Source organism: Streptomyces sp. NPDC021012, from assembly GCF_044333355.1.
Classification (GTDB): Bacteria; Actinomycetota; Actinomycetes; order Streptomycetales; family Streptomycetaceae; genus Streptomyces.
Map to the genome: position 1 here is coordinate 177,715 of NZ_JBIRQU010000003.1, position 6,358 is coordinate 184,072.

Below are 6,358 nucleotides of genomic sequence, written 5' to 3' on the forward strand. Positions count from 1 at the left end.
TCGCCGACCTCGGTTCGCGCGTCAGGGAAGCGTCAAGATGGCCCGGTCGGGCGTCGGGTCCACCACACCGGAGGGAATCTGGAGTCGTACACGGAGGAGGCCGTACATGCGGACGTCACTCCGGGACGCGGTCGCGCTGGCGGCCGCGGTCCTCGCACCGTTTCTGATGGCACTGGCGCTGCTGCCGCTGCGTACGAGTCTCACGCACACCAACCTGGCGCTGTTGCTCGTGGTCGTGGTCGTGGCCGTGTCGGCCCTGGGTAACCGGTTCGCCGGGGGGCTCGCTGCCTTGTCGGCGGTCGCCTGGTTCGACTTCTTCCATACCGAGCCGTATCAGAGCTTCCACATCCAGGACCGCGCCGACGTCGAGACGGCGCTTCTGCTGCTGCTCGTCGGCCTGGCCGTGTCCCAGCTTTCGGCCCGTGCCCGGGTGCTGAGCAGGGCCGCGGTCTCGGACGCGCGGCATCTGGAGAGGATGCACGACCTGTCGAGGCTGGTGCGCTCGGGCGGATGCTCGGCGGACGAGCTCGTCGAGCGGATCCGGGCGGATCTCATCGAGGTCCTCGACCTGCGAGGCTGCCGCTTCGTCGATGGTTCGCCGCCTGCGGTCGGTCCGCTGCCCAGAATGGGGCCCGACGGATCGCTGCGCGTCGAAGGCTGGATCTGGGACTTCGAACGACAGGGCTGGCCGGACGGGGAGACCGAGCTGTGGGCCGTCGCGCACGGCCGCTGCCAAGGGGTCTTCGTGATGACGCCTGTGCCAGGCGCCGTGCCGCCGTCGCTGGAGGCCCGGCTGGTCGCGGTCGACCTGGCGGGCCTGGCCGCCCTCGCGCTCGACGGGCAGAAGGATCTAGTCCAGCCCTGACACCTTGAGGACAGAGCGGGCCGTCTCACGGTGGATATGGAGGGACAGCCGGGCCAGATCGCTGGTGGCGTGGCTCAGCGTGCCGCGCTGCAGGGAGGACCGGGCGCCGGCTTCGAGCCGGAGCCAGATCGCCGGGTTGGCTGTCAGGACACGCAGATCGACGTCGGCTCGCCCGCCTTCCGCATCCCTCAGGATCACGCGCTGCGCGGTGCCTCCGGTCGGCCAGGCGAGCGCCGCGAGCCGGTCGGTGCGGACCGTCCTGGTCACCCACAGGCCCCGGACGATCAGGAGGTCCGGCGCGGCGCTGACCCGCGCCGGCAACAGGACCACGAGCACCACCGAGGCGAGAGCGATGAATCCGGCAGTGCGGAGCAGGGTCAGGCCGTGCGTGCCGACGTCGACGGTCAGTGACGCCGTCAGCAGCAGGGCCGCGCATCCGACGGCGGAACGGGCCTCGGCCGGCCAGCCCACGTCGGACAGCACGTCGCCGGGAGAGCACGGTACGGGCCGGGCGAATCGACGGGGCGGCTTCATGGCGCTCACGCTAGGCCTGCGGTCGGGCCGGGCCACTGAGCCCCGACGCCGTCCTTACGCGGCGGCCCGCAGAATTGACGGGTTCCTGACGGCCACGGGTCCGGTCGTGTGGTGCACGTACTCGCGGAGGAGGCGGAAGCCGGCGGTCCAGGCCAGGAGGCGGTTGTCGCGGTTGTCGCGGGAGCAGCTCCAGGTGGCGGTTCTGCCGCGGGCGGTGATGTCGTCGGTCAAGCCCTGGACGCAGGCGAGGGCGAGGTGCTGTCGTCGCTCGGATGGGTCGGTGGCGCAGGCGACGTCCTCGTACCGGCTGCCGGTGAAGCGCGTGCACGCCACTGCCAGCACACGGCCCTTGCGGAAGGCGGCCCAGCCAAGTCCGGAGGCGGCGAGGCCGGCCGGACCGCCCCACGTGGCGTGGATCCAGCTCATGGAGGGGTCCATCGCGGCGAGCGCGGGACCGTCCTCGGGGCGGAGCCGCCGTACCGTCACCCCGCGGGGCACACGAGGCGGTACGCCGGCCGTGTGGTGCACGTACAGCATGCGGTCCCAGGGGTGCAGGCGGTCGAACGCGGCGCCGAGGACCGGCAGGAAGCGGTCGGAGGCCTCGACGCAGAGACCGGCCAGTGGGGTGAGGTCGGCAGGAGTGAGGGCGGTGGGGTCGCCGGCCAGGAGGGCGTGGTCGCCGCAGGTGACGGCGATGACGCGGGGCCGGACGGCGCGGTCGGTCCACCAGGAGCCGTGGCCCGTGGTGAGGACGTGTTCGGCGAGGGCGGCGGTTCCACGCGCTCCGACGGGGAACACGCGGGCGCAGGAAGGTGGCTGGTGGGCGGGGTGAGGGATCACGGGAGAACCTCCGGTACGGACAGGGGGCGGCCGGCCGGGTGGCGGGCCGCCCCGGTCGGGTTCAGCGGGCGCCGGCCCTGCGGCCGTGGTTGGCCTTCTTCTTGCGGCGGTCCTTCTTCTTGCGGGCGCGCTTCGACATGGCGGGTCGCTCCTTCAGGCGGTGTGGCCGACGAGGACGTCGGCGAGCTTGCTGAGGCGCTTGACGGTGCGCTCCTCGGTGGCGGCGGGCGCGGGGGCGACGCGCTGGTCGCGGTCGTAGTAGGCGCCGTTGACGATCTCGACGGCCGGGTCGCAGAGCCGCACGACATGGGCGGCGCCGTCCGCCGGCGACACGCCTTCGTGGGCGTACAGCGGCAGCAGGCTGGTGGTGCAGATGCCGGGGTGGACGGAGACGGCGGTGACGCGCGGGTCGGCGGCGAAGACGGTCAGGGCCAGTTGGGACTGGGCGTAGGCGGCCAGCCGGGAGTAGCGGCGGGCCCGGTTGGGGTCGGCCCACTGGATGGAGCCGGTGCGGTGCAGCGACGAGGACACGTTGACCACCCGGCCGCCCGGCGCGGAGGTCAGGGCCGGCTCCAGGAGGTTGGTGAGGAGGTAGTGGGCCAGGAAGTTGACCTGGAAGGCGATCTCGTTGCCGTCGACGGTGACGGTGTGCCGCTCGGGCGCCGCCATGCCCGCGTTGTTGACCAGGACGTCCAGGTGCGGGTGCTCGGCGAGGACCCGGGCGGCGAACTGCTCGACCTCCTCCAGCCGGGAGAAGTCGGCCCCGTAGGCACACAGCCGCTCGGCGGACACGTCGGAGAGCGTGACGAGCCGGTCGACGGCCGCGTGCGCCTCCTCGGCGGTCCTGCCGTGCAGGAGCACGGTCGCGCCGCGCTCGGCGAGCAGCCGCGCGGTCTGGTGGCCGATGCCGGAGGTGGCGCCGGTGACGAGCACGGTGCGTCCGGACAGGGAAGAAGAAGACATGGTTCGTCCAGGGATGGTTGATGCCGATGAGGTACGAGAAGAGGGGCGCCGCGACCGGTAACGACGGTCACGGCGCCCCTGTGACGTGGCGCGGGCAGGCGTCAGCGCAGGGCGGACGCGCCCGGACGGCAGCGGGGCGTGCGACTCGGCGACGCCTGATGAGGCGGCCGGTCGAGCAGGAGCCACGCGCTGTTCACGCTTCTCATCCAATCCCTGGCCGCGTCCCCGGGCAAGCCCAACGGCGTTTCTCTGATGCTCCCCTGACGTGTGTTCACCCGAGGCCCGGGATCGTCGACACGAGCAGGTCGATGGCCTTGATGCCGACGAACGGCAGGACCAGACCGCCGAGGCCGTACAGCAGCAGATTGCGGCGCAGCAGGTCGTGTGCGGACGCCGGCGTGTAGCGGACGCCGCGCAGTGCGAGCGGGATCAGCGCCACGATGATCAGGGCGTTGAAGATGATGGCGGAGGTGATCGCCGAGGTGGGGCTGTGCAGCCCCATGATGTTCAGCGCCTCCAGGCCCGGGTAGGCGCCGGCGAACATCGCGGGGATGATCGCGAAGTACTTCGCCACGTCGTTCGTGATCGAGAAGGTCGTCAGCGCGCCCCGGGTGATGAGGAGTTGCTTGCCGATCTGGACGATCTCGATGAGCTTGGTCGGGTTGGAGTCGAGGTCGACCATGTTGCCGGCCTCCTTGGCGGCCGACGTACCCGTGTTCATGGCGACGCCGACGTCGGCCTGGGCCAGGGCGGGGGCGTCGTTGGTGCCGTCGCCCGTCATGGCCACCAGCTTGCCGCCCTCCTGCTCCTTCCTGATGAGGGCGAGCTTGTCCTCGGGGGTGGCCTCGGCGAGGAAGTCGTCGACGCCGGCCTCGGCGGCGATCGCGCGGGCGGTCAGCGGGTTGTCGCCGGTGATCATGACCGTACGGATGCCCATGCGCCGCAGCTCGGCGAACCGTTCCTTGATGCCGTCCTTCACGACGTCCTTGAGATGGACGATGCCGAGGACGCGCGGGCCGTCCCAGTCGTGCACGGCCACCAGCAGCGGGGTGCCCCCGGAGGCCGCGACCGCGTCGCTCCAGAGGCGTGCCTCGGCCGGCACCTTGCCGCCGTACATCTCCGCCCACGCGATGACCTGTGCGGCCGCCCCCTTCCGGATGTGGCACGTGGCACCGTTGTCCCAGAGCAGGTCGATGCCGCTCATGCGGGTCTGCGCACTGAACCCGACGAAGCGGGCGTTCGCGAGCTCGCCGGCGGCAGGCGCCCGCAGCCCGAAGCGTTCCTTCGCGAGCACCACGATCGAGCGCCCCTCGGGTGTCTCGTCGGCGAGCGACGACAGCTGGGCGGCGTTCGCGAGCTTGACCTCGTCGACTCCCGGGAGCGGTACGAAGTCGGAGGCCTCCCGGTTTCCCAGGGTGATCGTGCCCGTCTTGTCGAGGAGCAGGGTGTTGATGTCGCCGGCGGCCTCGACCGCGCGGCCGGACATGGCCAGGACGTTGCGCTGGACGAGCCGGTCCATGCCGGCGATGCCGATCGCGGAGAGCAGCGCGCCGATCGTCGTGGGGATCAGGGTCACGAGCAGGGCGACGAGGACGGTGGTGGACGGGGCTGCGGAGGCGTACGCGGCCATCGGCTGCAGGGCGACGGTGACGAGGACGAAGACCACGGTGAGGGCGGCGAGCAGGATGTTCAGCGCTATCTCGTTCGGGGTCTTCTGCCGTGAGGCGCCTTCGACCAGGGCGATCATCCGGTCCATGAAGGAGTGGCCGGGTCGGGACGTGACCCTGACGACGATCCGGTCCGACAGCACCGTCGTACCGCCCGTCACACCGGAACGGTCGCCGCCGGCCTCCCGGATCACGGGTGCGGACTCGCCGGTGACGGCGGACTCGTCGACCGCCGCGACGCCGTCCACGACGTCGCCGTCGGCCGGGATCAGTTCGCCCGCCTCGACGAGCACGAAGTCGAACATCGCCAGATCGGTGGCGGCGACGGCCTCCGTCTCGGCAGTGTGGAGATTCGTGCCGTAGCGCCAGTGCTTCAGCCGCAGCGCCACGGTGTCCGTCCGGGCCCTGCGCAGCGACTCGGCCTGGGCCCGGCCACGCCCTTCGGCGACCGCCTCGGCCAGGTTGGCGAAGACGACCGTCAGCCACAGCCACGCACTGATGACCCAGGTGAAGACCGAGGGGTGGACGATGGCGGAGAGCGTGGTGAGCACCGATCCGACACCGACGACGAAGAGCACCGGGTTGCGGACCAGGTGCCGCGGATGCAGTTTGCGCAGAGCGTCGGGGAACGAGCGGAGCATCTGGGCGGGGTCGAGCAGCCCGCCCTCCACACTGCGTCTGCGCCGTGGCGGTCGGGCGGTGGGCGGGAAGGAAGGCGCCTGCTGGACTGGAGCGGCGGATTTCATGGGGTCAGGACCTTCATGAAGGAGCCGCCGCCCGGGACGGCGGGCGGCGGCTGGATCGGCAGGACACACCGGGCGGGCCGGTGCGTTCGGGCGGAAGGAGGAACAGAGAGGTAGGCCCGGCGTCCCGCCGATTCCGCAGATGTGCGGCGATCGGCGGGACGCCCGCCCGGCTCGGCGCATGCGGATGGGAGGCATGGCGCCGAGCGACCTGTGCCGAGGGAGCCGAGCCACTGACGTCCTCGGCGGTGAGCGGCGGTTGACGAATCTAGCTTCCGACTCGACTCGTGTCGGGGGTCGTTGACGCCTCTCTGATGGTCGCGACCTCTGCTCTGACGGCTTCTTTGCACCGCTTCTTTGAGCCCCTCCCGCCGTCTGTCAAGGAGATGTCAGAAACCGTGTGCGGCGCGTCAGTGTCGCGTCAACAGCGATCGACTTCAGTCGTCATCCGGTCAAGACTGATCGGCACGGGGGGCGGACGACCGTGAGCCTGGCAGGCGCGTGACCATCGCGCCGGTACCGGGAACAGTCAGGGGGCGGGGGCCCCGACTGAAGCCCAACGCCATGCGACGGCCGTCCGGCCAGGGGCCCCGCCCGACCGTGACCCAGAGGGGGGTCGCGGCCGGGCCGGCCGCGGGCCGGGGGGGGGGGGGCGGGGGGGAGGGAAACCACACCCCCAACCCCCCCCCCCCCCCCCAACGGATGAAAAACCACCCCGGGGCCGGCCCGGAGAGCACCCCCACACC

At 71.6% G+C, this 6,358-nt stretch carries 6 protein-coding genes; 1 reads left to right on the top strand and 5 read right to left on the bottom strand.

Going from position 1 to position 6,358, the window contains the following annotated elements:
• Positions 1 to 106 precede the first annotated feature (106 nt).
• Positions 107 to 865 (top strand): DUF4118 domain-containing protein, encoded by a 759-nt coding sequence (locus ACH4TP_RS10585; protein ID WP_398437047.1) that lies wholly within the window; start codon positions 107 to 109, stop codon positions 863 to 865.
• On the opposite strand, the gene ACH4TP_RS10590 is transcribed toward ACH4TP_RS10585, so the two are convergent.
• The 5 genes from ACH4TP_RS10590 to kdpB form a co-directional block, all read right to left on the bottom strand.
• A complete protein-coding gene (locus ACH4TP_RS10590; protein ID WP_398437049.1) occupies positions 851 to 1,348 on the bottom strand; it encodes a hypothetical protein in 498 nt (165 codons plus the stop codon). The genes ACH4TP_RS10585 and ACH4TP_RS10590 overlap by 15 nt on opposite strands.
• A gap of 105 nt (positions 1,349 to 1,453) precedes the next feature.
• The gene (locus ACH4TP_RS10595) at positions 1,454 to 2,239 is read right to left on the bottom strand and encodes a GNAT family N-acetyltransferase (RefSeq protein ID WP_398437051.1); all 786 of its coding nucleotides are present in this window, start codon (positions 2,237 to 2,239) and stop codon (positions 1,454 to 1,456) included.
• 61 nt (positions 2,240 to 2,300) lie between these two features.
• Positions 2,301 to 2,378, bottom strand: coding sequence for a 50S ribosomal protein bL37 (locus tag ACH4TP_RS10600; protein ID WP_371637667.1), 78 nt, complete (start codon positions 2,376 to 2,378; stop codon positions 2,301 to 2,303).
• A gap of 14 nt (positions 2,379 to 2,392) precedes the next feature.
• Complete coding sequence (locus ACH4TP_RS10605; RefSeq protein WP_398437053.1) at positions 2,393 to 3,202, bottom strand: SDR family NAD(P)-dependent oxidoreductase; 810 nt, start codon at positions 3,200 to 3,202, stop codon at positions 2,393 to 2,395.
• A gap of 271 nt (positions 3,203 to 3,473) precedes the next feature.
• Positions 3,474 to 5,615, bottom strand: coding sequence for a potassium-transporting ATPase subunit KdpB (gene kdpB / locus ACH4TP_RS10610; RefSeq protein ID WP_362656400.1), 2,142 nt, complete (start codon positions 5,613 to 5,615; stop codon positions 3,474 to 3,476).
• Positions 5,616 to 6,358 lie beyond the last annotated feature (743 nt).